A 23,035-nucleotide genomic window follows, 5' to 3' on the forward strand; every position below is an offset into this window, starting at 1 on the left:
CTTTGCCATCATCATGTTGCCGCGGCATGGTCGGCGGCGATCATCCCGAAGGTCAGCGCCGCGCCGATCGTGCTCCCGGGACCCGGATAGCTGTCGGCAAACGGCGACGCCGCGCAGTTGCCGGCCGCATAGAGGCCGGCGATCGGCATGCCGTCGGTGTCGACCACCTGCGCATGCTCGTTGCAGCGCAGCCCGCCCTTCGAGCCGATGTCGCCCAGATCGATCCGCACCGCATAATAAGGCGCGGTGTCGAGCGCACCGAGGCAGCCATTGGGTCTGACCCGGCGGTCGGCGCGGCTCTGGTCGAACGCGGTGTCGCCGCGCCCGAAATCCTCGTCGACGCCGCGCGCGGCGAAGCCGTTGAACCGGGCGACCGTCGCGCAGAGCTGGTCGGCGGGGACATCGATGCGGTCGGCGAGCGCGGCGATCGAGTCCGCCCTGAACAGATAATTGTCCCACCATCCGGGCGGCACCAGCCGGTCGGGGGTGACGATGGCCGGCATCAGCCCGCCGCAATTATAGCGCCTGCGATAGGTGGCGTCGAAGATCATCCAGCAGGGCGCATTGGCGCCCGTCGCCTGCGCGTCCTCGATCATCTTCAGCCCGAAGCGATCATAGGAGATATTCTCGTTGCAGAAGCGGCGTCCGATCCGGTTGACCATGATGCTGTTCGGATAGCGCTGCTCGAAACCCATGATGTGGGCGATCTCGATATTGGGATAGGTCGCCGAGGGCAGGCGCAGCACCGGCATCCACCACAGGCAGTCCATCAACGCGGTGTCGGCGCCGACCGCGGTCGCCGCGACCAGCGCATCGCCGGCATTGGCGCCTTCGGGGGTGGCGCTCGCGCGCCGATCGGTCGGCACCGGCAGATGGGCGTCGCGCAATCGCTGATTCTGCTCGAAGCCCCCCGCGGCCAGGATCACGGCGCGACCGGCGCACACAACATGGCGCGATCCGCGATGCCGGACGACCGCCCCGCACACGCGACCGCCCTCCGTCACCAGTTCCTCGAGCGCGCAGTCGAGGAGGAGCGGGATTTCGCGGCGGCGCAGCTCGCGGCGGAGCCAGGCGATCAGCGCATCGCCGCCGGTCGCGCGCCGGTCGCGCCGCGACCTCAGGCGCTGGCGGACGTCGAGCCAATATTTTGCGACGAGCCTAAACGCCACCCATTGCCAGCCCCGCTTCCGCCCCGAAAGCGCGTAGGACTGCGGCCGATCGATCAGATAGCGATCGAAGAGGACGCGCATCGGGTTGGGCGCGCGCATCCGGAAGAAATCGTCGCCCAGCGCGGCGCCGTCGAACTCCGATACGGCGAGCAGCCGCCCGGTGCCGCTGCCGGCAAGCTCGCTATGATAGTCGATCGCGGTCGGGAGATGCTCGCACGGGATGCCGAGATCGCGGATGAAGCCGGCCATTCGCGGCGCGGCGTCGATGAAGGCGCGCAGCCGCGCCTCGGGCACCAGGCCCCCGGTCAGTTGCTCCAGATAGAGCAGGACCTGCGCCGGATCGTCGCGGAAGCCGTTCATCCCATGACCCGGGACCCAGAACAGTCCGCCCGACGTCGCGGTGGTGCCGCCATATTGGCGCGCCTTTTCGACGAGGACCACCGACAGGCCGGCATGATGCGCCCGCAGCGCCGCCATCATGCCCGCCGCGCCCGACCCGACGACGACGATGTCGGCCGAACCGGCCGCCAGGCCAGGCTTCGCAGCACGCCGATGCGGCTCGGTCGTCATCGTCATCCCCCCCCCGGTCCCGTTTCCCGTTCGCCGGCGCGCATCGGCGCCCGCCGTCCCTGTCGGGCCAGCCCAAAAGCATATTTAGGGCGACTGCACAAATTTTATTTCCAGCCCATGTCACGGATATATCGGTCCCGTATTGGCCAAGTCCTCCATACAAGGCGATCGCCCAACAAATGCAGAATCCTGTTGCCATGAGCGGGCCGATCATCGAACATGCACGGGCGCATGAGCCGAGAAGCCGCGCACGACTAAAAGGGGTGAGGATGACCGAAGCAGCCTGGACGATGTCGCCGCCATTGGTCGGCACGCGCGCGCGCCGTTACGCGCTGCTGCTGCTGTTCTGCGCCTATACGATCAACTATGTCGACCGGCAGGTCGTGACGATCCTGCAGGACGCGATCAAGACCGACCTGCACCTGACCGACACCCAGCTCGGCCTCATCACCGGGCTCAGCTTCGCCCTGTTCTACGCGACGCTCGGCGTGCCGATCGGCCGGCTCGGCGACATCAGGTCGCGCAAGGCGATCATCGTCGTGTCGATGACGCTGTGGAGCGCGGCGACCTCGCTGTGCGCGGCGGCGAACAGCTTCGTCTCGCTGCTCGTCTATCGCATCGGGGTGGGGATCGGCGAGGCGGGGCTGACGCCGGCGGCGCATTCGCTGATATCGGATTATTACGAGCCCAGGAAGCGCGCGGGGGCGCTGTCGATCTACGCGGCATCGGGGACCGTCGGGTTGATGTGCGGTTTTCTGATCGGCGGGTGGATCAACCATTATTTCGGATGGCGGATCGCCATCCTGTTCGCCGGCGGCCCCGGCCTGCTGCTCGCGCTGGTCATCGGACTGACGATGCGCGAGCCGCGGCGCGGCCAATATGATCCGGTCGCCACCGATCCGACCGGCGCCCCACCGCCTTCGTTCGGCGCGGCGCTGGGCGCGCTGATGCGCAACCGCGCCTTTTGCTGGCTCGCGCTGGGCTGCGGGCTGCACACCTTCGTGACCTACGGCCATGGCAACTGGACGCCGCCCTTTCTCGGCCGGGTGCATGGCATGTCGAGCTCCGAACTCGGCACCTGGCTGGCGCTGTTTTCGGTCGGTCCCGCGCTGATCGGCATCCTCGGCGCAGGCTATCTTGCCGACCGGCTGGCCGAGCGCCGGCCGAACGCGCGGATCGAGGTGGCGCTGGCGAGCATCGCGCTGATGATCCCGTTCGAGATCGGGGGGCTGTCGGCGGGCGGCGAGACCGGGGCGCTGGCCTTGTTTGCCGGCAGTTTCTTCTTCGGCGGGGCCTATCTGGCGCCCTGCATCGCCACCGCGCACGGCATCGTCGCGCCGACGACGCGGGCCTCGGCCTCGGCGCTGCTGATGCTGTCGATCAACCTGATCGGACTGGGACTGGGCCCGCTCGCGGTCGGCATGCTGAGCGACCATTGGCAGGCGTCGGGTCCCGAAGGGCTGCGCCAGGCGATGCTGGCGATCATCCCCGTCGAGCTGCTCGCCATCGCCTGCCTGTTTCGGGCGAAGCGGCTGATCACGCCCGGCCAGAGTCGCAGCGCCGCACCGCGCCCGCATGCAATCCGCCGCGGCGAGGCGTCGCGGTCGGCCCGATGATGCAACGGAGAGGGTGATGCGTATGACCGAGACCGACGGACCGATCGGCAGCCTCGCCGCCCATGCCCGCCCGAGCACCCCGCAGGAGCTGGCGGCGATGGAGCGGGTGATCGCCCGATTCGACGAGGCGATGCGGGTCGAGGATTTCGGCGCGCTGCCCGGCCTGTTCGATTCGCACGCGATCGCCGAGGTGAAGCCGGTCGGCATGAAGCTGACCGGTACCCAGCTGATCGGCGATCTTTTCCGCCGCACGCTTCCCGCGCTGCGGCCGTCCTTTTCGGGGCGGCGAAAGCTGCGCCAATGGACGAACCAGAACGGCGTCCTGCGCGAGTGGGCCTATCCGGTGCGCGAGGATGGCCGCGACAGGCCGACGCGGCAGTTGGAGGTGATCGAGTTCGCCGAGGGCCTCGACCACATCCTCTCCTACCGTCTCAGGATGAACATGGCCTATGCGCGCCGGTTCGCGGCGGCGCTGGGCGCCGATTTCTTCGACCTGCCGGGCGTCGAACGCGTGGCGGGATAGCAGGAAGGGACGAGCCGATGCCTACCGATCGCAGCCTGGCGGAAATGCAGGCGCTCGCCGAGCGGCACACTCATTATGAATTCTCGCATGAGATCGACAAGCTCATGGCGACGGTCCACCACGAACCGGGCTGGCATTATGAGCCGATCGGCTGTTCGATCACCAGCGTCGAGGGCGTCTCGCAAATGTACCAGCGGATGTTCCCGATCATCGGCGCGATGGGGGCGCCCGACGTCGTCAACAGCTGGTTCGCCGACGATGGGTTCATCGGCGAAGTGCGGATCGTGAAGCCGCTGCCCGACGGCGGCGAGCGGGCGTCGAGCCAGTTCAGCTGGTGCGAGTTCACCGGCGACCTGGTCAGCGGCGAATGCAATTATGTCGATGCCGAGGATGCCCCGTTTCTGGTCGCGGTGCTCGGCGAAGATTTTTTCGGGCTTCCCGGCGTGGAGATCGACCCGTCCGTTGTGCCCCCTCCCGACCCAATGTGAGCGGCAGCCGCCCGTTCCCCCTGCGGAACGGCCGGGCGGTCCGACGGTCACGCTTCGGTCGAGGCGCCTGTGAACGGGCCGACCGATCCGAAAGCGGGGTTGAGCTGCAATTTCTCGGTGTCGAGCAGCGCCCGGGCGGCGAGGCTGAACACCCGCCTGCCGAAACGCCAGCCTTGCGGCGTCCGGATCAATTCGTCCTCATAGCGGCCGAGGATGCAGCTGAGCGCGGTCGCGCCGGTGCGGACGCCCAGCTCGACGGTGGACCAGCGCGCCGACGCACGGTCGCCGTCGATATCGATCAGGCCGGCATGGGCGACCAGCTGCAGCACCTGGAAGGCCGCGAACGTCTCGCGCATGCCCGCCTCGATGTTCGCGCGGCCGGCGATCTGCACACCCGGCAGCGAGACGCAGCCGTCCTCGGCATAGGTCAGTGCGGCGCGGCGCGCGTCGAGATGGGTTATCGCGTCGCTATATTCGGCGACCAGCCGGCGGATGGCGCGATCGTCGTCGGATTGCCCGGGTTCGTGCGCCGGATCGCCCGCGACATGCACGGTCATCGGGCGACGCCGACGATCAGATTCTCGCCCGACAGATCGGCGGCGAGAAGCGCTGCACCCGGCGAGGTCTCGGCGTGGGTGCGGTGCAGCTTGCGATAACGGAAGCGCCACCGGCCATCATCCCCCTTCACATAGGTCTCGTGATAGAAGCCGAAACCGCGCAGCCATTGCTTCTCGCCGTCGCGGGACCAGAAGAGATTATCCTCCATCGCCCAGACGCCGGTGGCGTTGCGGCGATCCTGGAATTCGATCACCGGCGTATGGCAATGATGGACCGTGGTGACGTTGGCGAGCTGGACCGACAGCGCATCGGCCGCGGCCCGCCCGCCGACGATCGGCTCGGCGCCGATCGACATCGCGACATAATCGTCGGTGTGCATGTCGGCATAAAGGTCCCAGCGTTTCTGATCGACGGCATGGTCGCGCCGCCCCTTGAGATCGAAGATCGCCTGGAGCTCGATCAGCCGTTCGAGATCGCCGAGTTGGTCGCCGACGTTCATGGTCGTTCCTCTCCTGACCGCCGGGCCGCGACGGACCGGCGGATGATCGCGCATGTTCGGCCGCACCTCAACCGCCCTGCGGCCGACGGGCCGACCCGCGATCGCGAGGGGGGCGCGTGCCCGCGCGGTCACGCGTCGGCGCCGGCCTGGCCGAGGACATGATGCGCGTTCGGCAGACGTTCGTGCGCCGACTCGATGATCCGCCGCACCCCCTCGCGGATCGACACCGTGCTGGGCCCGAGCAACGCTTCCATTTTCGTGGTGTCGGCCCAGATCGGCCAGGAGGTGCCGGTCTCGACGAAGATCGGCTCCCTGCCGACCATCTCGCCGGCGATCCGGCAATAATCCTGGGTGGTGACGGCCTCCGACCCGCCGACATTGACCACTTCGGCGCCGATCCTGGCGATGCCGGCCGCGGCGATGGTCTTGGCGACATAGTCGTCCTCGTAGAGCGGGGTGTGCATGTTGAGCACGCCCGGATAGACGCTCACCGGCTCGCCGCGCAGGACCTGGTCGACGCGCTGGGTGACGCCGCCGCCACGCGGACCGTAGAAGGAGAAGATGCGGACCAGCGTGACCGGAAGCCCATAATCCTCGCTCAGATGCCTTAGCAGATATTCGGCGCCGATCTTGCTCGCCGCATAATTCTCGCCGGCGCTGTGGAGCCCGTAAGGATCATCCTCGCGCAGCGGGCGCTCGCCCTGATATTCATAGAGCGAACCGGTGCTGCCCTGCACGAACGCCGCGCAATCGCGGTAGCGCCGGGCCAGCCGGCCGGTCGCGCCGATATTCACGTCATAGGCCATGTTCTTGAACTTCGGCGGCAGCACCGCATAGTTGATGACGATATCGACCGATTTCGGCAAAGGCGACAGGTCGGTCTCGGCAAGGTCGAACGCGATCGCGCGCACCCCGGCATCCTCGATCTTGCGCTTCTGGGCCGGGTCGGACCAGCGCGCGACGGCATGGACTTCGTTGGTCTTCGCAAGCTCGACCGCGACGGGCAGGGCGACGATGCCGCTCGCCCCCGTGATCAGGACGCGCTTGCCGGAAAGCTGGGGCATGGGATTTCTCCAGACGGGCCGGCGCGGACGCGCCGCGGCCGGCATATTGGCAACAATGGATCAGAGGCGGGGGGATCAGAATTTATAGCCGATGGTCCCGCCGAAGGTTCGCGGCTCGGCGATCGGCGAATAGGTGGCGGTGCTCGGGTTATAATGCGTCCGGTAGAGGATATTGGTCAGGTTGTTGCCCCAGACGCGGACATAATAATGATCGGACGGGTCGGTCCATGTCACCGAGGCATTCAACAGGACATAGCGGCCCTGGCGTGCGCGCTGGTCGTTGGATCGCCCGGCATAAGGCGTGCCGGCGAGCGCGACGTCGTTGTTCGGCAAAGCGTTGGGATCGGCCGCCTTGCGGGCGGTGTAGGCCGCGAGCGGCTCGCCGCCCCATAAGGACGGATTGGTCACGACATAGCTGTCGGTATATTTGAGATTGCCGGCGAGGCGCAGGCCGCCATTGCCCCTGTGGACCAGATAGTCGAGGCCGAAATAGGCGCTGAAATTCGGCGCGCGCGACATCTGCTTGCCCGAGATGTCCATCGCGGTCTGCCCGACATTGGGGAAGACCCTGAGCGGATCGCTGTTGCTGTTATAGCCGGTCCCCCGCGGGTTGACGCTGGTGCCGACGAACACCGCACCGTCGCCATAGCGCGCGTGCAGCCAGGTCGCCCCGGCGCGGGCGGTGAGGTCGTCGACGAGCTCATAGTCGACATTGCCCTCGAGCCCGTAGATCCTGGCCTTGGGCACCGCCTGCAGGCTGACCAGCGAAACCGCGCCGACGAACACCGTGGTGCTGACCTGCAGGTCCTTGTAATCATAATAGAAGGCGGAAGCGTCGGCGTGGAAGCGCGGCCCCGCCGACTTCACCCCGATTTCATAGGCATCGACCGTTTCCTGGCCGATCTGTCCATTGCTGCGCCAGAGCGCGAGATTGGTGTCGGAGGGCGGGACCGAGTTCCATTCGCCGGCGCGGAAGCCCTTCGAATAGGAGGCGTAGATGTTGGTGCGCGGCGCGATCTCGTAGCGGATCGACGCGCGGGGCGTGAACTTGCTGTATTTCGACCCCTGCGCCGAACTGGCCCGGGTATAGGGCGTCGATGTGATCGTGCCGACCGTGCAGGTGGCGGGATTGGTGCAATAGATATTCTTCTGCGCGGCGACGTCCTGCGTCTCGGTGCTGTAGCGGCCGCCGACATTGATGCTGAGCCGATCGGAGGCATGGAAGGTCGCATCGACGAAACCGGCCCAGGCCTGCTTGGTCCGCCAGAAATAGATTTCCTGCGCCTTGCGGTAGCTGGACAGCGGCGTGCCCGGAAGCGAGCCGGCGGGCGCGGCATAAGCGGCGTTGGCGGCCTCCGGATCATAGTCGGTGCGGATATGATAATAGGTCCCGCCGACGATCAGATCGACATTGTCGATGGCATCGACGGTCAGATCGAGCCCCTCCTGCCAGGTCCGGTCGCGGATGATCGTGTCCGAATAGCCGCCGGCGGCATAGGTGCCATCGGCATCATAAGCGCTTCGCAGCCAGCCCGAAGTATAGCCGGTGAGCGACTGCAACCGGCCGATGCCGGTGTCGAGCTCGAGCTTGAGCGACCCTTCATGCTGCTTGAAATTCTGGGTGAAGAGGTCGCCCGACACCTCGCCCAGCCCGGTGGGCCGCGTCGCGTTGGCGCCGGTATAAGGGGTGTTCACATTTTCGATCGCGGTGAAGATCACCCCGCGCGGATCGCTGGTGCGGCCATAGGAGTAGCCCGCAGTGGCGCGGAAGCTGTCGGACAGGTCGAACTTGAGCTTCGCGCGGATCGATTCCTGTTTCAGGCCGAGGAAGCGACCGTCGAATTCGCCCGGCGTGGTGCGGCTCGCCCGCTTATAATAGCCGTCGGTGTGGCGCACCGTGCCGGCGAGGCTGAAGCCGACCCTGTCGGCGATCGGCCCCGACAGATAGGCCCGGCCGCGCCGGTCGTCGAAGCGGCCATAGGTCGCCTCGAGATTGCCGTGCCAGTCGCGGCTGGGATCGATCGTGTCGATCAGGATCGCCCCGCCGGTGGCGTTGCGTCCGTAGAGCGTGCCCTGCGGCCCCTTGAGGATCTGGACATTATCGACGTTCGGCAGCTCCATGGTGAGGACCTGCGGCGCGATCTGATAGAGACCGTCGACGAACACCGCGACATTATTCTCGTAGATGCCCGCGTTGATCGTGGTGATGCCGCGGATCGCGGGCTGCGGAAACGCGCCGCTGTTGTTGATCAGCATGCCGCTGGTCACGTTGGCGATCTCGCGCACCGTGTTCACCCCGACATTGCGCAGCGTGTCCTGCGAGATCACCGAGACCGTCATCGGCACGTCCTCGACCGCTTCCGCCCGGCGCTGGGCGGTGACGACGATCTCATTGTCGGCGGCCACATCCTGTGCGGTCTGGGCGAGCCCCGCGGTGCCGCAGACCGGCATCAGCGCGGCGGCCCCGAGAATCGACGCCCTGCGGAGTCCGCGGTGCGCGTAGGTGGATATTGTCCCTGTCATTACGATCCCCTCATCATAGTGTCCGCAGGCCGCCTCGGGACGGCCCATCGATCGACGTCACAGAAGCGGATGCGGCCGAACATCATGCGGGGCATCGCCCCGCGGGTTCGATCGAACGGCGTAGGAGCGAGGGAAAACCGGCCACCGGGCCGGCATGATGGCGAGGCCATCTTATAGCTGAAGCATGATGCTTCCCCTTGCCCACAGTTTCACATCCTCCCCGCCGCGGCCTTTTGACCTCCGGTCGTGTATATTCAGGCAATTGCCTTGCATGCCGACGTCACACACGCTCCGATCCCAAACAGTTACAGATCGGATCGAACCTTCGTCGTCCTATGTTTTTAGGGCACTCGCCCAATATTGCAAGCGCCGATGGCATAGCCGGTGCGCGGCGACAGGCGACCGCGCGGATGGCGGCGCATCCGCGATCGATCTGCAAGGCAGTGGGGATGCTGTGGCGGTTCGCCGGCGGGCGACGCCCGCGACGACCGGGGCTGGTCAGCCGGTGGTGTCGGCCTCGGCGGGTTCGTCGTTCGCGGGCAGCGGCTGGCCGGCGTTCGGCAAGGCCGATGTCATCATGTCGATCCAGCGTTCGACGAGATCGATCGCCTCGGCATGGCCGTCCTGTGTTCCGAGCGCGTTTTCCGACACGAGCAGCCGGGAAACGCCCTCCATGATGACCACCACCGCCTTGGGTGCAAGCTGTTCGGCGGTAATCCCCCGGTCGAGCAGGGCTCGCGCGACGATCGCGGTGCCGATCGAGCGGGTCCGCTCGGACGAGCGGGCGATGAGCCCGCGCAATTGCTCATTATGCGTGGCGAGCGCCCGCAGTTCCTTGTGCATGCGCGGCGCGGTCGGCGAAATCCCGAGCTCCCACAGCGCGCGGAGCGGGGAATCCGCGACCAGCGTCTGGCTGAGATGATGGAAATACCGCTCCTCGACGCGGTTGAACAGCGCGAGGAACAGATGGTCCATCGTCTTGAAATGATAATGGACGAGCTTGGAACTCAGGCCGGCGCGGAGCGCGACCTTGCGCGAACTGACCGCGGCATAGCCCTCCTCGCGCATGATGGCTTCGGTGGCGTCGAGGATGCCGGAGCGGGTCGCCGCCGTGTTCTTGTGGATTTTCGAAGGCGTGGGGGACGGCATGACCAAACCGAATTATCAGCCGGCCGACTCGATGTCGACCCGACCGCCTCCGGGACCATCCCGCTTTCCACCCGGATCGGGTCGGTGCGATCGCGGTGCCGATCGCCCGATCGCCGACCATTTCGATAGGGGGGCGGCCTTCGACGCGAAAGACGTCCCGGGCGACGTCACGCGCCGCCGGTCGCCAGGCTATAGGCGATCCTGCCGAACGCCCCGAGCAACAGGATCATGGCGGCCGCGAACTGGATCAGGAAGCCCAGGCTACGCTTGCCCGGATCGGCCATATAGGCGGCCGAATAGATCAGCCGCCCGACGATCCAGACCAGACCGAGGGCGGCGGCGACCAGCTCGTCCCAGTAGATCGCGAACAGCCAGAGCCCGGTCAGGAACAGGGGCAGCCATTCGAGGGTGTTGATGTGCACCCGGATCGCGCGCTCGAGCAGCGGGTCGCCGGTCATCGCCGGGGCGGCGATCCCCGCCTTGCCGCGGGCGCGTCCGACCTGCACGCTCATCCAGAAATAGACCAGCAGCGCGAGGATCGAGACCAGGGCGGTCCAGCGATGTCCCATCATCATGTTCGTTCCCTCCGGGGCGCGGCGGTGAAGCGTCGCCATCGATGCGAGCATGGCATGCATGGGGGTATGACGGAAATCGCCGATGCGTGTTGCGTTTTCGCCAGCTGTGGTCGGAGACCAGAACGACGGCGCGCTATCATCTAGAGCATAACGAGGCAGCGAGATGCAACAGAATCGGCAATTTTGTTGCTCGATGAATCGTTTACAATCAGCTACTTGGTGTTCGTAGACCACCTCAGCTTTGTAGGCGCTTAAGTGCTCGCGCCAAACCTAGGGCGCCGTTCGCCATGCCAAGGCTGGGACGAAAGATCGGCTCAAACATATCATCCCTCGCCAGATATGGCCCTTGCTGAAGGAAGTGCTGTCAGGCACGATAGTCAGGTATGGCGCATCACAGATCAGAGTTCACAAGCAATCAGCGAAATTGGAATTATGCCGCTAACAATTGAAACTGCGGAGAATGCTCCAACTTGTATTCTATCGTCGTGGACTATCGCGATTGATGACTCGCTCGTAACCGCGATTGCTTGGCTTTACGTGCAGAAGCAGGCTCACGCTGTCGCTGTCATCCAAGCGTTGGCGCCAGGACCCGCCGCGTTCATCGGCAAGGAAATCGACAACGCCATTGACACCTTGCGGTATAAAACGAGCGACCTCCTGCATGACCTGACCAGCGCCGATGTAGAGATCAGGAACAAAGCCAATCGCACACTAGCCACGCGAATATCTCATCGCGATGGCCTGCTGTTCCAGCATATTTCTTGGATGCGGCTCGGCTGCAATACCCACATGCGGAGGCAACACCACCACATGTGCGTGCGGCGGATAAGGGCTTTGATGGATTCCTAATTCAACATACGCCGGGGCAACTCGCGCTCTCGCAAGTAATCCTGTGCGAAGACAAGGCTTCGACCAGCCCGCGAGGGTTGGTCACTGGCAAGATTTGGCCGGACATCAAAGCCATAATCGCTGGCGACAAGGACCGCGAAATCGCCGCCGCCGTGGGAGCGCTTTTGTCAAATGTGCAGCCAATCGATCGGGAAGCCATTTTGGCGGCAACGGTCTGGGACCGCGCGAAGCATTACCGGATAGCTCTCGCCGCAGGTGACGACCAGATCAAGGATGGGAGCTACCGTCATCTATTCGATGGATACGAGAACCAAGCGCTAGGCGATGTGCAGATTCGGCTGGGCGAAGTCATGCCAATGCCCGCAGTCCGACCTTACCTGCAAGAGCTGGCGACTAGAGTTATCGCTCGTCTGGAAGAGATGAAGCCAAATGTTTGATCAGGAAACCGCGCGGGTGATTAGCGCTGCACCGCCGCTGCCCGGTCTTAATCCCGAGACGCTCGTTGATCAGCTAACCACCGCTTATGTGGAGATTGCCGCCGCGCGACTAAAGGTCGGGGCTGGCTTGAGTACAGAAGATCGGATCGAACTTCTTGGCTTGGTTGACCGAATGGGGCGTCTTGCTGACGTGTATGAAACCGAGATCGTGCTCGACGTGCAGGCGGACCGTCGCCGTTCTATAGCATTTGTCGCGGGGTCGGCTCGCCAAGTTTTAGCCCAAATTGCGCGCCTCGATCCGGCCTCGGAAAAGCCCACCGTCCTCGATCATGTGGCGATCGGCGCGGAGATTGCCGCCGCGTTGTTATTCCTCATCGCGGAGCGATCCTCGGATGCGTACGAGGCAAGCCGCGACGTTAGAGCTACCGGCGAAGCTAATCCAATCCGTCGAGTCCTCATTCTGAATCTTGGCAGGTTCGCCCGCGGTCAATTTCAAGAAATCGCCGACACGAATCTTGATGCAGAGGTCTCGCCCAACACCGATCCGATCGAGCTTGCGGTCGATTTTCTATACCGAGAAATATTAATTGGCGTGATGATGCTCGCCCGGGCGGGATTGGGTATTGATGGTGTGGAAGCGATTGAGACAGCTCAAGCGGCTTTTCAGGGTGTCATCAACAGGTCAATCGCGACGAGCATTCTGGAATCTCCTGTAGCCGCCATCCCGCTTAAGGCGACATCGATCTTCGCCGGGCCGCATCACCTCGCTGCGCTACTAGCCAAGGCGGCGGGCTCGTTTCAAGACAACGCCCTTGTCCTTGTCGCCCCTCCCACGGGGGCAGACCCAGAAAAATGGACGGAATGGGTTCAAAGCGAAGCCAGCCGGTGGCCGTTCCTCTGGGAGAATCATCGGCAGGCAATCGCAACCGGTTATTTGAATCAGGGCGCATCGCTTGTAATGACCACCCCGACAGGCTCCGGGAAAAGCACACTCGCCGCACTCAAGATTGTCTCCACACTCGCAGCCGGAAAGACCGTGCTCTATCTGGCCCCAACACACGCGCTGGTGAGCCAGATCGAGGATGATCTGAACAAGCGTGTCGTTGGCGTCGCGAAGGCTGTCAGCATCGAGAATGTGAGCTTGGACGAGACCGCCCAAGTACTACCTGACATCGCCGTCGTTACACCTGAACGATGCTTTGCGCTACTCACCTTCGCACCCGAATTGTTTGCCAACGTCGGACTTTTCGTCTTCGATGAGTTTCATCTGCTCGGCGTCAATCGCCCTGCATTCCGAGGATCAGCAGCTAAGGTGGACCGCCGGGGCATCGACGCGATGCTCTGTCTACTCACCTTCCAAGTAACCAACCCCAGTGCGGATTATCTTCTACTGTCCGCGATGGTTAGCAACGGCACTGAGATCGCCGATTGGCTCGGAAAGCTGATCGGCCGCCCGGTCATACCATTCGATTTCAAATGGAAGCCAACCAGGCAGTTGCGCTCTTGCGTGTTGTACGAAAAGAATGAGCTTCAGTCGCAAGTCAGGAAGATCAATATTCCGCCGCGGTCAAATTCTCCGGCGGCGGTGCCGTATGGTATGTTCTCGCTCTCAAGCGGATGGAATCCCAAAGCGCCCGACAAGCTGCTCATTCGGCCCTTTTCCGCCGGGCCTGTCGCGCTTGCGGTCGGAGGCAAAAATTTGCGCCGCTGGCTTACGGCGAACAGGTATGAAGTAGCCTCCAACATTGCAGGAAAATTCGCTGCCAGCGGCCTCAAGGTTGTGGTTTTTTGCGAGAGCATCGTGACCTGCGGCAGCGTTGCGAAGTCGCTAAATGGTGCTGCGCAACCCTTCCCTTCCGAGCGCGATGCCGGTCAGGAAAAATGGCGAAACGATGCCATATCTGAGTTGGGAAACGCCGATGCGATCTACGATGCTGGAACGCGATTGGCTGCTGTGCATCACGGTGAACTTCTTCCCTGCGAACGACGGCTCGTCGAGACTTTGTTCAAAAGTAGGGACAGCGGCGTGGACGTGCTAGCGGCGACATCAACTCTGGCGCAGGGGCTTAATTTGCCCTGTGACGTTGTCATCCTCGCCTCCTCGGATCGTCTAGACGACGCTGATGCAGAGGAAAAAGCGCGCGTCTCCTTAATGCCGCATGAGATCATCAATGCCTTGGGTCGAGCAGGCCGTGCCGGTCAAGCTGCTACCGGGTTTTCCATCGTTATTCCGGGCAGTCCACTACCATGCGATTTGAGCACGAAAACCGTCAGTTCAGATGAGGAGTTGAAGGTCATTTTTGCCGAGGGCGACCAATGTCTCCCGCTAGATGATCCTTTGACAACACTGTTTGATCAGATCGAGGTCGCCGGAGTGGTTACCCGGGAAGCTGACTACTTGTTGCGCCGTTTGGCCGTATCTCTTGGGCAGGAGCGCGAAGGGGTCGAGACATTCGATAACTTGGCGCGCCGGACATTCGGATTTTACAGGCGGCAAGCATCCAATCCTGAGGCAGCTGACCAATGGCTCGCCCAACGAAAAGCTATATTACTTGACAAGATCGCGAAGCGGGAGGAGCCGCCATCTTTACCATGGCTGGAAGAGCTGGCGGCGAAAACCGGCACGTCAGCAGCATTTGTCGTGAGGCTTGCTGGCGCTTATGATCAGGCTCCTTTCGATAGTCCGGACGCCGATGTTTGGGTTAAATGGCTCCTTGGTCAGCTGAGCCCGACGGAACCCGAGACAGACGCCTTCATTCGACCGGAAACCGTCGGACGGGTCTTCGGTCGGGCCTATACGACACAACCAAACACCGAAACCGCCCGCCAAATAGCGCTCAAAGGTACTGTGGAAGCGTTAGATTTGTGGTTTGGCGGACGCCCGCTCTGCGAGATTGAAACGACGATCGCTACCTTTGTGGCTGCGAACGAAATTGGCACGAAGAGGCCCACCACTGCCGACCAAAAGGGAAAGCGCGCGCGGCGGTTCGCGATACGCCTTGCGCCAGATCTCGGATTCCTTTGCGGCGTATTCAGTCAGATTTCTCAGAAAATCAGCGAAGACCGAGGTGTCGATGCACCTCCGATGCCAGGTTTTCTGTCTCAGCTTACTCGCTACGGCTTCAAAACCCCGTACCACTATGCGCTGTCCCGTGACTCAGAAACCGGTTCGCGCGTCGAGGTGCAGCAGGCGTTTGAAGGGATGGCTGGAAAGCTGAATCGCGATGCCAGCGACACTTGGGAGGCGATTCGGCAAAAACTGGAGACGGTGCAGATCTCCGAGATGTTTGGCGATCTCTCAGGTGATGATTTTCAGGCGATTTTGCAGCAGTTCCAGACGAATGGGGAGTCGTGAAAATCGTCTTAAACGATCCGCGATGAGCGAGAGGTTTTGTTATCGAGGTGCAGAAGCAGGCCATCTGCAATCGAACCAATGCGGTCAATCGAGAATTATTAGCGCAACCCTATTCCCGATTCCGTTGCACGCTGGCGCGCTCAATCCCCCGGAAAGCTCGCATAGGCATCATTCGCCCACCGAAAATTCGTATAGGTCAGCATCACGCTGAAGTCGCATGACCGCACCTGGTGCCACCAGCCGACCGGGATGTAGAGCAGGTCGCCCGGGCCGATCTCGACCTCGAAGCGGCGGGCGTCCTTCGCCTGCGGGAAGCGGGCGAGTTTCGCCGGGTCGGTGACGTCGTGGACGTCGCTGAAGACATGGCGGCTGTTGGCGAGCTTCGCGGTTTCGCTCGGCGGGAGCAGGACGAGGCGCTTGCGGCCGACGATCTGCGCCAGGAGATTGTTGGTGAGATCGAAGTGGAGCGGGGTGAAGGTGCCCGCCGGGCCGATCCACATCATCCCTTCGCCGGGGGTGAGGTAGGCGTCGAGGGTACCGAGATCGGCGTTCAGCGGCGCGAGCGCGGTACGGTTTTCGGCGCTGTTATAGGCGGTGACATAGGCGTCGTTGCCGGCCCCCTGCCCCGCCGCCGCGACGAAGCGGTCGAAGGCCATGCGCTTCGTGTGGCGATCCTTGTAGAGTTCGAAATCGGGATCGGCGTCGCGGCCGCCCTGATAGACGATCGGCGCGGCGCCGACCTTCGCCGCGAGATAGTCGGGGGTCCAGCGGTCGAGCGCGGGCCAGCCGTCCATCGCGCCTTCGATCACCACCGGCCGGCTGGCGGCGTAGAAGTGATCGAGAAATTCGTCCGCCGACGGCGTGCGGACGCGGGGGATGGCGCCGGCCGCGTGGGGCGCCAGCGCGCGCTGGCGGCGGGCGATTTCGTCGATCCAGTCGCGGCGGGCGGCGAGGCGATCGGGTTTGTGCGGCGGCTCCGCCGGGGCGGGCGATGCGGCGAGCGCCGGGGCGATCGGCGCCGCACCCGGCCGCAGCGGCGCGTCGAAGCCGAGCCGGTTCAGGGTCATGAGGTTCGTCGCCGCCTGGATCCGGGCCGCGGCATTGGCGCCCTGCCCCGCCGGCATCGCCGCGAGCATCGGCGGGATCTTGGCTCCGGTCGCGGCGATCGCGGGCTTCGGCGCCGATGCCGGCGCCGGTTGGGGTTGGACTTGCGGGACATGGGCCGGGCAGGCCGCGGGCGGGTCGCTGCCTTCGCGGAACGGTTCGAGGTGCAGCTTGGCCTGGTGGTCGTCGGGGCCGGGTTCGCCGTCGGGGCCGACGCCGCGATAATAGAGCTTCTGCCAGCGGTCGGCGGGGGCCTTCGGGTTGGTCTTGCGGACATGCGCCTGGAAGGCGTCGCGCGAGGCGCTCCAGCGGGTGAAGGCGTCCTCGAGTTCGGGGGCGTCGGCGAGCGGGCGCAGTTCGGGCTCGACCCCGTCGAGCACCCCGCGTTCGATCGGGAAGAAGAAGCAGAAGGGCTCGTCCTTCTCCCACCGCACCCATTCGCCGCGCCGGGTGAAGCGCCAGTTCATCGTGAAGCTGTAGGGCGACCAGTCGGTCTCGATCACCCCGCCGAGCGGGGCGATGCCGTCCTTGGCGGCGTTGGGGGCGCCGCCGACCCACAGATTCCAGCCGGGCGAGGTGCGGAACAGCCCCTCGACATGAAAGGTGATCGTGCCCTGGCCGAACAGCGACACCGGCGCCTGCGCGAGGGGGGTGCCGGGATCGAGGCGGATCTCGACCGCTTCGGTGCCGCGGCCGCCATTCCAGCGCGCCTCGAACCCGCACGGGCTGCCGATCTCCCAGCCATGGGCGTTGGCGATCGCGAGCGGCAGGCAGCGATAGGCGAAGCGTTCGGGGGTGGTCTCCATCCAGTCGCGCTTCGCCGAGGCCGGCCGGATGCGCGGCGCCCAGGCGGGGTGGAGGTAGCAGATGAGGTCGACCGGGGGCTTGATGGGGTCGGAGGGCATTGCGGCGACGGCTCCAGCGTGTCGGGCTCCGCCGCTGGGCGAGCGGCGGGTGGTAATCGTTTAGCATAGAAGGGGATCGATGTCGGTTTGGAGACGGGGGGCCCGTGGGACGATCATTCGCCGGCGGTGGGTTGGTGCCGCCGGTCCGGCCATGACCCCGGCCGTTCGTGGTGAGCGTCGTCGGGACACCTGCCCCGATGTTGCGTGTGGTGTCTCGACTGCGCTCGACACGAACGGTGGGGAGGGAGTGTGGGGAGAAGGCACAGGAGAAGAAGACCCTCATCCAAACCTTCTCCCGTGAAGGACGGGAGAAGGCTTCAGAAGAACGGGGGAGGGCTTCAGAAGGCGGGCTCGTGCTGGCGTCGATCACTGCGCTTGCAAATATCTCTTAGTGTGCTAACTAATGGATATGGATCGCAGGACACTCGAACGCGACCTGGCGACGCGGCTCAACCCCGTGGCGCGGGCGTGGCAGCAATTGGCGGATCAGGCGCTGGCCCGGCTCGGCGTGTCCAATTCGACCGGCTGGTGCCTGGTGTGGCTCCAGCGGCTGGGCGAGGATGTGCGGCAGGCCGATCTGGCGCGGGCGATCGGGATCACCGAGGCGTCGCTGGTACGGATCGTCCACCAGCTCGAATCGTCGGGGCAGCTGGTGCGGCGGACCAGCCCGCACGACCGGCGGGTCAACCATCTGCTGCTGACCGAACAGGGCCGGCAACTGGCGGAGCGGATCGAGGCGACCCTGGTCGCGCTGCGGCACGAGCTGCTCGACGGGCTGTCGTCGGACGATATCGCGGCGACGCTCAGGGTGCTCGACCGGCTGACCGTCGCGATCGCCGAGCGGCGGGCCTGACCATGGGCGCGCGCTATGGCTGGCCGGCGGCCCTGTTCTCGATCAAATGTTTCGTCGCCGGGATGCTGGCGCTCTATATCGCGCTGCGGATCGGGCTCGAGCGGCCCTATTGGGCGTTCCTGACCTCCTATATCGTCGCCCAGCCGCTCGCCGGCGCGGTGATCTCCAAGGCGATCTTCCGGGTGATCGGCACGATCGTCGGCGCGAGCGTCACCGTGCTGATGGTGCCGGCGCTGGTCGATTCGCCCGAACTGCTGACCCTGGGCTTCGCGCTGTGGCTGGGGCTGTGCGTGTTCGTGTCGCTGCTCGACCGCACCCCGCGCGCCTATATGTTCGTGCTGGCGGGCTATAGCGCGTGCATCATCGGCATCCCCAGCGTCGATGCGCCCGGCGAGATCTTCACCACCGCGATCCTGCGGGTCCAGGAGATCGGTATCGGCATCGTCTGCGGCAGCCTGGTCCATGGCTTCGTCCTGCCCGGGTCGGTGACCCAGTTGCTGCTGCGGCGGATCGACATGATGCTGGGCGACGCCGAGCGCTGGTCGCGCGATTCGATCGCGCCCGCGGCGGTGCCGGGGGTCGAGCAGGAGCGCCAGCGGCTGGCGCAGGACATCACCGAGCTCCACATGCTGTCGACCCATTTGCCGTTCGAGACCAGCCGGGTTTCGCCGCGGGTGCGCACGGTGCGCGCGCTGCAGGACCAGCTGTCGCTGCTGCTGCCGCTGGGCGCCGCGGTCGACGACCGGATGCGGGCGCTGCGCGAGGCGGGGGTGGCGCTGCCGTCGGCGGTCGCGGGGTTGATCGACGATTGTCGGCTGTGGCTCGCCGGACCCGGAGACGACCGCGCGGCGCGGCATGACGCCGCCGAAGCGCTGCGCGACCGCTGCGCCGCGCTCGAACCCGCGGCCGCGCCCGAGCTCGCCTGGCCCGAGATGATGGTGATGAGCCTGCTCGCGCGGCTGTCGGCGCTGATCGCGGCGCATCGCGACGCGCGCGACCTGCGCGACCAGATGGAGACCCACAGCCGCAGGCCGGTCACCGCGCGGGTCGGCGAGCTGCTCGAAGGCCGGCGCAACCGCGAGCTGCACCGCGACTATGCCGGCGCACTGCGCGGCGCGTTCGGGGCGATGGTGACGGTGATCGTCGGCTGCGCGCTGTGGATCGGCAGCGGGTCGGCCGAATTTTCGGGATCGGTGACGCTGGCCGGGGTGTTTCTGGCGCTGTTCTCGGCCTCCGACGATCCCGCCGTCCCCTTGCGCGCCTTCCTGATCGGGACGGTGGCGGCGTCGCTGCTCGGGCTGCTCTACGGCTATGCGATCATGCCGCGGCTCGACGGCTTCGCGATGCTGGCGGCGGCGATGGCGCCGATGTTGCTGATCGGCGGGGCGCTGATGGCGTCGCCGCGCTACAATGTCGTCGCGCTGGCGGCGATGCTGGGGCTCGGCAGCCCGGCTTTGCTGTCGGCGAGCTACACCAACCAGTTCGCTTCGTTCGTCAACGGCGCGATCGCGCAGATCATCGGCATCTGGTTCGCGATCCTGATGGCGCGGCTGCTGCAATCGGCGGGCGCCGAGGGCGCGATCCGGCGGACGATCCGCGCGGGCTGGGCCGACATCGCCGCGCGCAGCAACATCGCAGGCCCGCCCGACGTCCGCGCCTGGATCAACCGGATGCTCGACCGGGTCGCCTTGCTGGCGCCGCGGCTCGCCGCGCGCGGGCAGGACAGCGGCAAGCCGCTCTACGACGCGCTGCGCGACCTGCGCACCGGGGTGGCGATCGGCGAGCTGCGCCAGCTGCGGATCGACCTGCCCGCCGAGGCCGGGCGGCCGCTGACCCCGGTGCTCGACGATGTCGGCGCTTATTATCGCGGGCTCGACCCCGATGCGCCGGCACCGGCCGGGCCGGGGTTGCTCGCGCATATCGACGCGGCGATCGGCGCGTTGACCCGGATTCCAGTCGCGGCGCGGCCGGCGACGCTGGCGCTGGTCAGCCTGCGCCGCAACCTGTTCCCGGCGGCGCCCGGCTATGAAAGGGCCGCGGCATGACCGGCGAAATCTCGATCGGCGGGGTGTTCGTGCCGACGCTGCTGCTGCTCGCGGTCGCGGCGCTGATCCCGACCGTGCTCGCGATCCGGATCATGAGCTGGTTCGGGCTCTACCGCTTCGTCGCCTATCGCGCGCTGGTCGATCTGTGCCTGTTCATCCTCAGCCTGGGCCTGCTGGCCCGTCTTTCCCCCCTGATCGGTATCCCCACGTGAAACAGCTTGCCGCCACGCTGACCCGCAGCGCCGCCACCATCGCCATCGCCCTCGCCGCCGTCCTGGTCGCGCTGTGGATGTGGCATCATTATGAGCGCAGCCCCTGGACTCGCGACGGGCGGGTGCGCGCCGATGTGGTGCGGGTGACCCCCGATATCGGCGGGCTGGTGACCGAGGTGGCGATCCACGACAACCAGACGGTGCACGCGGGCGACCTGCTGTTCGTGATCGACCGGCCGCGCTACGCGCTCGCGCTCGAACAGGCGCAGGCGCAGGTGGCGAGCGCGCGGGCGACGCTGGGTCAGGCGCAGCGCGAGGCGAGCCGCGACCTGGCGCTGGGCGATCTGGTCGCCGCCGAAAGCCATGAGCAGAATGTCGCGCGGGTCGCGACCGCGCGCGCGGCGCTGGCCGAGGCGATGTCGAGCCAGCACGCCGCCGAGCTCAACCTGCGCCGCACCCGGGTGACCGCATCGGTCAACGGGGTGGTCACCAATCTCGATCTGCATCCGGGCGATTATCTGGCGGCGGGCAAGCAGGCGATGGCGCTGATCGACCGCGACAGCCTGCGGGTCGAGGGCTATTTCGAGGAGACCAAGCTGCCGCTGATCCACCCCGGCGCGCCGGTGACGGTGCGGCTGATGGGCGAGGCGCAGGACCTGCAGGGACGGGTCGAGAGCATCGCATCGGGGATCAACGATTCGAGCCGGTCGGATTCGGACAATCTGCTGCCGACGGTCGAGCCGACCTTCTCCTGGGTCCGCCTCGCCCAGCGCATTCCGGTGCGGGTCAAGCTGCTGCAGGTGCCGCGCGACATCCGGCTGATCGCCGGCCGCACCGCGACGGTGACGGTGCAGCCCGAGACGGCGCAGACCGGCGTGCGGAGGGGCTGAGCGATGTGCCGCCTCATTCGGATTGGCTTAGATTCCCTCCCGTTCGTGTCGAGCGAAGTCGAGACACCTCGCGGTCGTGCAGCACGGTTCGCTGCGCGACCCATGCTCGACTTCGCTCGACACGAACGGAAAAAGAAGGTCGGGGCCACACGTCGGCTGCTGCCTGTGCTGCTGCCGATGCTCCTCGCCGCCTGTGCGACCGCCGGCCCCGATTACCACCGGCCCGACCATGCCATCGACAGCCGGCCCGCCGCACAAGGGGCGTTCGCCGCCGCGCAAGGCGCCGCCTTCGCGCAGGCGCCGCTGCCCTATCATTGGTGGCGCCTCTATGCCGATCCGAAGCTCGACGCGCTGGTCGAACAGGCGCTGGCGGCCAATGCCGACCTGCGCGCCGCCGACGCCAATCTGCGCCGCGCCGATGCGGTGGTGCGCGAGGCCCAGGCGGGGCGGACGGTGACGACCGGGATCAGCGGCGGCGCGACGCTGGCGCGGAGTTCGGGCACCGGCGGCAGCCTGCCCGGGGTGGTCGGCTATGATATCGGGCTGTCGGCAGCCTATCCGCTCGACCTGAACGGCAAGATCAAGCGGGCGATCGAATCGGCGCAGGCCGATGCCGAAGCGACCGAAGCCGCGCGCGACGCGGTGCGGGTCAGCGTCGCGGCGGCGACCGCCAAGGCCTATGCCGATGTCTGCGCCGCCAATTACAGCCTGGGCGTCAACCGCAAGGTGGTAAGCCTGCAGCGCGACACGCTCGACGTCACCCACCGCCTGCAGCGCGGCGGACGCGGGACCAGCTTCGACGTCAGCCGGGCGCAGGCGGCGGTCGACCAGAGCGAAGCGAGCCTGCCGGCGTTCGAGGCGAAGCGACAGGCCGCGCTCTATCTGCTGGCGACGCTGCTCGGGCGGCCGCCGGCCGATTATCCGCGCGAGATCGCCGATTGCGCGACGCTGCCCGCGCTCGGCCAGCCGATGCCGGTCGGCGACGGCGCCGCGCTGATCCGCCGCCGCCCCGACATCCGCGCCGCCGAACGCACGCTGGCCGCCGATACCGCGCTGATCGGGGTGGCGACCGCCGATCTCTATCCGCAGATCAGCCTGGGCGGGTCGATCGGGCTGGCAGGGCCGGCGCGCGCGATCGGATCGGGTTCGTCGTTCGGGATGAGCCTGGGGCCGCTGCTGAGCTGGTCCTTCCCCAACCGGCCGGTGGTGAAGGCCAGGATTGCGCAGGCCGATGCCCAGGCCGCCGCCGACCTGGCGCATTTCGACGGGACGATGCTCGAGGCGCTGCGCCAGACCGAGACCAGCCTGGAGAGCTATGCCCGCGACCGCGACAGCGCCGCCGCGCTCGCCAAGGCGCGCGACAGCGCGGCGCTGTCGTCCGAGCAGGCCGACCGGCTGTTCCGGTTCGGGCGGAGCGATTTCCTGTCGCTGCTCGACGCACAACGCAGCCTGGCGAGCGCCGAGGCGGCGAAGGCGGCGGCGGAAGCGCAGCTGGTCGACGACCAGATCGGGGTGTTTCTGGCGTTGGGGGGCGGTTGGCAATAGGAGGGCCGACATGCGCTCGGAACCGCTGAAGGCCCTCTCGGTTCGAGCGCGGACGCTCGCTACGCTCGCGACCCACCCCAACCCCTCCCTTGAAAGGGAGGGGCTT

At 65.9% G+C, this 23,035-nt stretch carries 19 protein-coding genes; 11 read left to right on the forward strand and 8 right to left on the reverse strand.

The annotated features are described in order from the left end of the window. Positions 1-11: 11 nt before the first annotated feature. Positions 12-1,739 carry an FAD-dependent oxidoreductase gene (locus AC1RM6_RS15765; protein ID WP_493102817.1) on the reverse strand — a complete coding sequence of 576 codons (1,728 nt, stop codon included), beginning with the start codon at positions 1,737-1,739 and terminating at the stop codon, positions 12-14. A 269-nt stretch (positions 1,740-2,008) separates the two neighbouring features. Between AC1RM6_RS15765 and AC1RM6_RS15770 the strand changes: the two genes are divergently transcribed. The 3 genes from AC1RM6_RS15770 to AC1RM6_RS15780 are packed head-to-tail and all read left to right on the forward strand — an operon-like array spanning position 2,009 to position 4,366. After that, positions 2,009-3,355: a spinster family MFS transporter gene (locus AC1RM6_RS15770; protein ID WP_493102818.1), complete on the forward strand. Its 1,347-nt coding sequence runs from the start codon at positions 2,009-2,011 to the stop codon at positions 3,353-3,355. 16 nt (positions 3,356-3,371) lie between these two features. Further along, on the forward strand, positions 3,372-3,878 hold the full coding sequence (locus AC1RM6_RS15775) for a hypothetical protein (protein ID WP_493102819.1): 507 nt from the start codon (positions 3,372-3,374) through the stop codon (positions 3,876-3,878). Between the two features lie 17 nt (positions 3,879-3,895). Beyond that, positions 3,896-4,366, forward strand: a complete 471-nt coding sequence (locus AC1RM6_RS15780; protein WP_493102820.1) for a hypothetical protein — start codon at positions 3,896-3,898, stop codon at positions 4,364-4,366. Positions 4,367-4,413: 47 nt separating this feature from the next. On the opposite strand, the gene AC1RM6_RS15785 is transcribed toward AC1RM6_RS15780, so the two are convergent. From AC1RM6_RS15785 to AC1RM6_RS15810, 6 genes are all read right to left on the reverse strand, one after another. Then, positions 4,414-4,923 (reverse strand): nuclear transport factor 2 family protein, encoded by a 510-nt coding sequence (locus AC1RM6_RS15785; protein WP_493102822.1) that lies wholly within the window; start codon positions 4,921-4,923, stop codon positions 4,414-4,416. Beyond that, positions 4,920-5,423: a nuclear transport factor 2 family protein gene (locus AC1RM6_RS15790; RefSeq protein ID WP_493102824.1), complete on the reverse strand. Its 504-nt coding sequence runs from the start codon at positions 5,421-5,423 to the stop codon at positions 4,920-4,922. Before AC1RM6_RS15790 ends, AC1RM6_RS15785 begins: the two co-directional genes overlap by 4 nt. 128 nt (positions 5,424-5,551) lie before the next feature. After that, positions 5,552-6,487 (reverse strand): NAD-dependent epimerase/dehydratase family protein, encoded by a 936-nt coding sequence (locus AC1RM6_RS15795; RefSeq protein ID WP_493102826.1) that lies wholly within the window; start codon positions 6,485-6,487, stop codon positions 5,552-5,554. A gap of 75 nt (positions 6,488-6,562) precedes the next feature. Further along, a complete protein-coding gene (locus AC1RM6_RS15800) occupies positions 6,563-9,010 on the reverse strand; it encodes a TonB-dependent receptor (protein WP_493102828.1) in 2,448 nt (815 codons plus the stop codon). Between the two features lie 498 nt (positions 9,011-9,508). Beyond that, the gene (locus tag AC1RM6_RS15805; RefSeq protein WP_493102830.1) at positions 9,509-10,159 is read right to left on the reverse strand and encodes a TetR/AcrR family transcriptional regulator; all 651 of its coding nucleotides are present in this window, start codon (positions 10,157-10,159) and stop codon (positions 9,509-9,511) included. Positions 10,160-10,326: 167 nt separating this feature from the next. After that, the gene (locus AC1RM6_RS15810) at positions 10,327-10,734 is read right to left on the reverse strand and encodes an MAPEG family protein (RefSeq protein ID WP_493102832.1); all 408 of its coding nucleotides are present in this window, start codon (positions 10,732-10,734) and stop codon (positions 10,327-10,329) included. A gap of 339 nt (positions 10,735-11,073) precedes the next feature. Here AC1RM6_RS15810 and AC1RM6_RS15815 point away from each other — a divergent pair, with 339 nt between their 5' ends. The 3 genes from AC1RM6_RS15815 to AC1RM6_RS15825 are packed head-to-tail and all read left to right on the forward strand — an operon-like array spanning position 11,074 to position 15,375. Next, positions 11,074-11,583 (forward strand): hypothetical protein, encoded by a 510-nt coding sequence (locus AC1RM6_RS15815; protein WP_493102834.1) that lies wholly within the window; start codon positions 11,074-11,076, stop codon positions 11,581-11,583. Beyond that, the gene (locus AC1RM6_RS15820; protein WP_493102836.1) at positions 11,547-12,020 is read left to right on the forward strand and encodes a hypothetical protein; all 474 of its coding nucleotides are present in this window, start codon (positions 11,547-11,549) and stop codon (positions 12,018-12,020) included. Before AC1RM6_RS15815 ends, AC1RM6_RS15820 begins: the two co-directional genes overlap by 37 nt. Next, entirely contained in the window at positions 12,013-15,375 is a 3,363-nt protein-coding gene (locus tag AC1RM6_RS15825; protein ID WP_493102838.1) for a DEAD/DEAH box helicase, read from the forward strand. The genes AC1RM6_RS15820 and AC1RM6_RS15825 overlap by 8 nt, the downstream gene beginning before the upstream one ends. A gap of 140 nt (positions 15,376-15,515) precedes the next feature. Here the strand turns inward: AC1RM6_RS15825 and AC1RM6_RS15830 are convergent, their stop codons facing one another. Beyond that, on the reverse strand, positions 15,516-17,384 hold the full coding sequence (locus AC1RM6_RS15830; protein ID WP_493102840.1) for a DUF6065 family protein: 1,869 nt from the start codon (positions 17,382-17,384) through the stop codon (positions 15,516-15,518). A gap of 409 nt (positions 17,385-17,793) precedes the next feature. On the opposite strand from AC1RM6_RS15830, the gene AC1RM6_RS15835 reads away from it, so the two are divergent. From AC1RM6_RS15835 to AC1RM6_RS15855, 5 genes are all read left to right on the forward strand, one after another. Then, on the forward strand, positions 17,794-18,237 hold the full coding sequence (locus tag AC1RM6_RS15835; protein ID WP_493102841.1) for a MarR family winged helix-turn-helix transcriptional regulator: 444 nt from the start codon (positions 17,794-17,796) through the stop codon (positions 18,235-18,237). A gap of 2 nt (positions 18,238-18,239) precedes the next feature. Further along, entirely contained in the window at positions 18,240-20,282 is a 2,043-nt protein-coding gene (locus AC1RM6_RS15840) for an FUSC family protein (protein WP_493102843.1), read from the forward strand. Continuing rightward, the gene (locus tag AC1RM6_RS15845; protein WP_493102845.1) at positions 20,279-20,494 is read left to right on the forward strand and encodes a DUF1656 domain-containing protein; all 216 of its coding nucleotides are present in this window, start codon (positions 20,279-20,281) and stop codon (positions 20,492-20,494) included. Before AC1RM6_RS15840 ends, AC1RM6_RS15845 begins: the two co-directional genes overlap by 4 nt. After that, on the forward strand, positions 20,491-21,384 hold the full coding sequence (locus AC1RM6_RS15850; RefSeq protein ID WP_493102847.1) for an efflux RND transporter periplasmic adaptor subunit: 894 nt from the start codon (positions 20,491-20,493) through the stop codon (positions 21,382-21,384). The genes AC1RM6_RS15845 and AC1RM6_RS15850 overlap by 4 nt, the downstream gene beginning before the upstream one ends. A gap of 177 nt (positions 21,385-21,561) precedes the next feature. After that, on the forward strand, positions 21,562-22,929 hold the full coding sequence (locus AC1RM6_RS15855) for an efflux transporter outer membrane subunit (protein WP_493102948.1): 1,368 nt from the start codon (positions 21,562-21,564) through the stop codon (positions 22,927-22,929). The last annotated feature ends 106 nt before the right edge of the window (positions 22,930-23,035 follow it).

The organism is Rhizorhabdus sp. GW822-FHT03C02, from assembly GCF_058801765.1.

Coding starts and splice junctions, on each gene's coding strand:
- AC1RM6_RS15815 (WP_493102834.1), top strand. CDS start 11,074: ATGGCCCTTGCTGAAGGAAGTGCTGTCAGGCACGATAGTCAGGTATGG.
- AC1RM6_RS15805 (WP_493102830.1), bottom strand. CDS start 10,159: ATGCCGTCCCCCACGCCTTCGAAAATCCACAAGAACACGGCGGCGACC.
- AC1RM6_RS15780 (WP_493102820.1), top strand. CDS start 3,896: ATGCCTACCGATCGCAGCCTGGCGGAAATGCAGGCGCTCGCCGAGCGG.
- AC1RM6_RS15855 (WP_493102948.1), top strand. CDS start 21,562: ATGCTCCTCGCCGCCTGTGCGACCGCCGGCCCCGATTACCACCGGCCC.
- AC1RM6_RS15830 (WP_493102840.1), bottom strand. CDS start 17,384: ATGCCCTCCGACCCCATCAAGCCCCCGGTCGACCTCATCTGCTACCTC.
- AC1RM6_RS15845 (WP_493102845.1), top strand. CDS start 20,279: ATGACCGGCGAAATCTCGATCGGCGGGGTGTTCGTGCCGACGCTGCTG.
- AC1RM6_RS15795 (WP_493102826.1), bottom strand. CDS start 6,487: ATGCCCCAGCTTTCCGGCAAGCGCGTCCTGATCACGGGGGCGAGCGGC.
- AC1RM6_RS15765 (WP_493102817.1), bottom strand. CDS start 1,739: ATGACGACCGAGCCGCATCGGCGTGCTGCGAAGCCTGGCCTGGCGGCC.
- AC1RM6_RS15775 (WP_493102819.1), top strand. CDS start 3,372: ATGCGTATGACCGAGACCGACGGACCGATCGGCAGCCTCGCCGCCCAT.
- AC1RM6_RS15800 (WP_493102828.1), bottom strand. CDS start 9,010: ATGACAGGGACAATATCCACCTACGCGCACCGCGGACTCCGCAGGGCG.
- AC1RM6_RS15825 (WP_493102838.1), top strand. CDS start 12,013: ATGTTTGATCAGGAAACCGCGCGGGTGATTAGCGCTGCACCGCCGCTG.
- AC1RM6_RS15840 (WP_493102843.1), top strand. CDS start 18,240: ATGGGCGCGCGCTATGGCTGGCCGGCGGCCCTGTTCTCGATCAAATGT.
- AC1RM6_RS15810 (WP_493102832.1), bottom strand. CDS start 10,734: ATGATGATGGGACATCGCTGGACCGCCCTGGTCTCGATCCTCGCGCTG.
- AC1RM6_RS15770 (WP_493102818.1), top strand. CDS start 2,009: ATGACCGAAGCAGCCTGGACGATGTCGCCGCCATTGGTCGGCACGCGC.
- AC1RM6_RS15790 (WP_493102824.1), bottom strand. CDS start 5,423: ATGAACGTCGGCGACCAACTCGGCGATCTCGAACGGCTGATCGAGCTC.
- AC1RM6_RS15785 (WP_493102822.1), bottom strand. CDS start 4,923: ATGACCGTGCATGTCGCGGGCGATCCGGCGCACGAACCCGGGCAATCC.
- AC1RM6_RS15835 (WP_493102841.1), top strand. CDS start 17,794: ATGGATCGCAGGACACTCGAACGCGACCTGGCGACGCGGCTCAACCCC.